The sequence below is a fragment of the Mycetocola reblochoni REB411 genome (genome assembly GCF_900163835.1).
GTDB classification, from domain to species: Bacteria; Actinomycetota; Actinomycetes; order Actinomycetales; family Microbacteriaceae; genus Mycetocola_B; species Mycetocola_B reblochoni.
In genome coordinates this window covers 1-3,089 of sequence record NZ_FUKR01000059.1, presented here as the reverse complement: position 1 = coordinate 3,089, position 3,089 = coordinate 1, and the positions used below count along the sequence as shown (strand labels likewise).

The following is a 3,089-nucleotide window of genomic DNA, read 5'->3' as shown; positions in this document are numbered from 1 at the left end:
GGCGGCCGGCGTCGCCATCACGGGCGACACCACGGCGTCGGTCCGGACGGTGTCGGAGTTGACCATGCCGAGCAGCCGGTTCGTGGCGCTCAGCTCGGCGACACTCATCGGACGACGGCCCGGTAGGCCGCGTAGGCGGCTCCGACGACGGCCGCGCCGCCGACGACGGCTCCGGCGGCCTTGGCCGCTACCGCGCCCGCGCCGGCGGCGGCGGGAACCGCGGCGACGGTCGCCGGTGTCGCCATGATCGGTGTGCGTGCCTGCGAACTACCCCCATCGAGGTGCGAACGAAGGTGCGTGTCTGCATTTACTTGGGTCACGAGATCCATCAGGGCTTCCTTTCGTTGTTCTCTCTGAATTCGAGTCGAGCAGAGAGGACAGGCCCGCTCTGGTCTTCCCGATTCGGACCGCCACGTGTGCGGCGATCTCGCCGGAAGCCTAGGGAAACGCGTTCGCCGAGTTCAAGGAGATTCGGCTGAGGCCGAATTCTTTGATGCTTTTCCCAGATAGTCGCGAGGGCATTGTGGCGGTAATTGAGGAATCGTCGGGATGGTGAATTGAATGCATATGCAAGAAGTGAATCTTGCCATTTCATGCGCGTCGATTATGCTTCTGGTTTCGACGCCGTCGAGCTGCACATGTGTGCTGCACAGATGTTCCGGGTGGGCTAGCATGGTGTCCGTCGTCGTCGACTCCTGACGAGAAACGCAAACCAACGGAGGTTTCCCCATGTCCTCGGTCATCAGCAACACCGCCATCCCCGACACCATGCGCGCCGTCGTCGTGCACGGCCCGGAGGACTACCGGCTCACCGAGCTGCCCGTCCCCACCCCCGGCCCGGGAGAGCTCCTGCTCAAGGTCGGCGCCGTCGGCGTCTGCGCCAGCGACCTGAAGTGCTACCACGGCGCCGCCAAGTTCTGGGGCGACGAGAACCGCCCCGCCTGGGCTCAGACCGGCATCACCCCCGGCCACGAGTTCGTCGGAACCGTCGTCGCCGCCGGCGACCAGGGCGCCCTCGACACGCGCAAGGTCAGCCTCGGCGACCGCATCGCCTGCGAGCAGATCGTCCCCTGCTGGGAGTGCCGCTACTGTCTGCGCGGCGCCTACTGGATGTGCGGCCCGCACGACATGTTCGGCTTCCGCGGCTTCAACGGCGCCATGGCCGACTACGTGCTCGTCCCCACCCGCGCGCTCACCCACCCCGTCGACAAGGACATCGCCCCGCAGCACGCCGCGTTCTCCGAGCCGCTGTCCTGCTCCATGCACGCCGTCGAGCGGGCGAACATCCAGCTCAACGACGTCGTCGTCGTCGCGGGCGCCGGCCCCATCGGCCTCGGCGTCATCGCCGGTGCCCGCCAGAAGAACCCGTACCAGCTCATCGCCCTCGACATGAGCGACGACAAGCTCGAGCTCGCCCGCAAGGCCGGTGCCGACATCCTCATCAACATCACCCGCGAGGACGCCGTCGAGCGCGTCAAGGAGCTCACCGAGGGCTACGGCGCCGACGTGTACATCGAGGCCACCGGGCACCCCTCCGCCGTCTCGCAGGGCCTCAACCTGCTGCGCAAGCTCGGCACCTTCGTCGAGTACTCCGTGTTCAAGGACAACGTCACCGTCGACTGGTCGATCATCTCCGACGACAAGGAGCTCAACGTCCTCGGAGCGCACCTCGGCCCGAACGCCTGGCGCCCCGCCATCAAGCTCATCGAGTCCGGCGTGCTGCCGCTCGACGAGATCTGCACCCACCAGTTCCCGCTCGAGCGGTTCCAGGACGCCCTGGACCTGGTCGGCGACTCCCAGGGCGGATCCGTCAAGGTGTCCATCGTCCCGTCCCTGTCCTGACCCCCGACCACCGACACGGTTCGAAGGAGAACTCATGTCCGCAACAACCCCGGCAACGCCCTCACGCCTGGAACGGCTGGGCATCCCGCCGACCCTGACGTTCGGCTACCTCGGCCTGCTCCTGTTCATGACGGGCGTCGGCGTCGACTCGAACTTCATCACGCCGCACCTGGTGGAGGCGCTCGGCTCGCCCGAGGCCACCGTCGCCACGATCATCACCAGCTACAGCCTCGCGGTGCTCGTCGGCAGCTACCTGTCCGGTGCGCTCGCCGACCTCGTCGGGCCGAAGCGCGTGATGGCGCTGGGACTGCTCATCTGGGTGGTCTTCCAGGTGCTGTTCCTGCTTGCGCTCGCCAGCGGCGACTTCTGGCTGACGGCGATCACCTACACCCTGCGCGGCTTCGGCTACCCGATCTTCGCGTTCGGCTTCCTCGTGTGGGTGAACGTGGCCACCACGCCGGAGCGCAACGGCACGGCGGTCGGCTGGTTCTACGTCGCCTTCACCGGCGGCCTGCCGACGCTCGGCTCGCTGTTCGCGATCGGTGCCATCCCCACCTTCGGCGGCGAGTTCGCCGGTGAGACCGGGGCGATGTGGGTCGCACTCGTCCCCGTCGTCCTCGGAGGCCTTGTCGCCCTGCTCGGCATCAGGGACACCAGGGGGACGACGCGGATCGCGCCCGCCGGCGACTCGGTCGCCAAGGTCATGACCGCGGGCATCGTGCTGACGTTCACCAACACGAAGGTCCTCATGGGCTTCCTCGTGCGCCTCATCAACACGGCGCCGCAGTACGGCATGTTCATCCTGCTCCCCGCGGTCATCGCGGACGAGCGCGGCTGGGGCCAGTCCAAGTGGCTCACCATGACGGTGCTCGTGTACGCGACCAACATCCTCGTCAACGCCGTCTTCGGCGCCGTCGGCGACAAGATCGGCTGGCAGCGCACGGTCAAGTGGTACGGCGTGTTCGCCTCGGCGCTCGGCCTGCTCGCCTGGTGGTACGTGCCGCAGCTGGTTCCGGCCGGCTCCGAGTGGGGCTTCTGGCTCTCGACCGCCGCCGGCTGCGTGTTCGGCTGCTTCCTCGCCGGGTTCGTGCCGATGGGGGCGATCATGCCCGCGCTCGTCCCGGACCGGAAGGGCGCCGCGATGGCGATGTACACCACCGCGGCGGGAGGCGCCGCGTTCCTCGGTGCGGCCGTCGTCGCGCTCGGCCTCGCGCTCGGCTTCACCGGTGCGGGAATCGTCTGGATGT

General features: G+C 67.9%; 3 protein-coding genes. 2 read left to right on the top strand and 1 reads right to left on the bottom strand.

Annotated elements, in window-relative coordinates; all coding sequences use genetic code 11:
- Positions 1-104 precede the first annotated feature (104 nt).
- Positions 105-245, bottom strand: a complete 141-nt coding sequence (locus tag FM119_RS13915) for a hypothetical protein (protein WP_179205307.1) — start codon at positions 243-245, stop codon at positions 105-107.
- Between the two features lie 484 nt (positions 246-729).
- On the opposite strand from FM119_RS13915, the gene FM119_RS10935 reads away from it, so the two are divergent.
- The gene (locus tag FM119_RS10935; RefSeq protein WP_179205305.1) at positions 730-1,842 is read left to right on the top strand and encodes a zinc-binding dehydrogenase; all 1,113 of its coding nucleotides are present in this window, start codon (positions 730-732) and stop codon (positions 1,840-1,842) included.
- Between the two features lie 34 nt (positions 1,843-1,876).
- The coding region (locus tag FM119_RS10930) for an RbtT/DalT/CsbX family MFS transporter (RefSeq protein ID WP_143822688.1) at positions 1,877-3,089 on the top strand (1,213 nt) is incomplete at its 3' end.

What these genes read in the sequence shown, in the direction of transcription:
- FM119_RS13915 (WP_179205307.1), bottom strand. Translation starts at nt 245, where the DNA reads ATGGCGACACCGGCGACCGTCGCCGCGGTTCCCGCCGCCGCCGGCGCG.
- FM119_RS10935 (WP_179205305.1), top strand. Translation starts at nt 730, where the DNA reads ATGTCCTCGGTCATCAGCAACACCGCCATCCCCGACACCATGCGCGCC.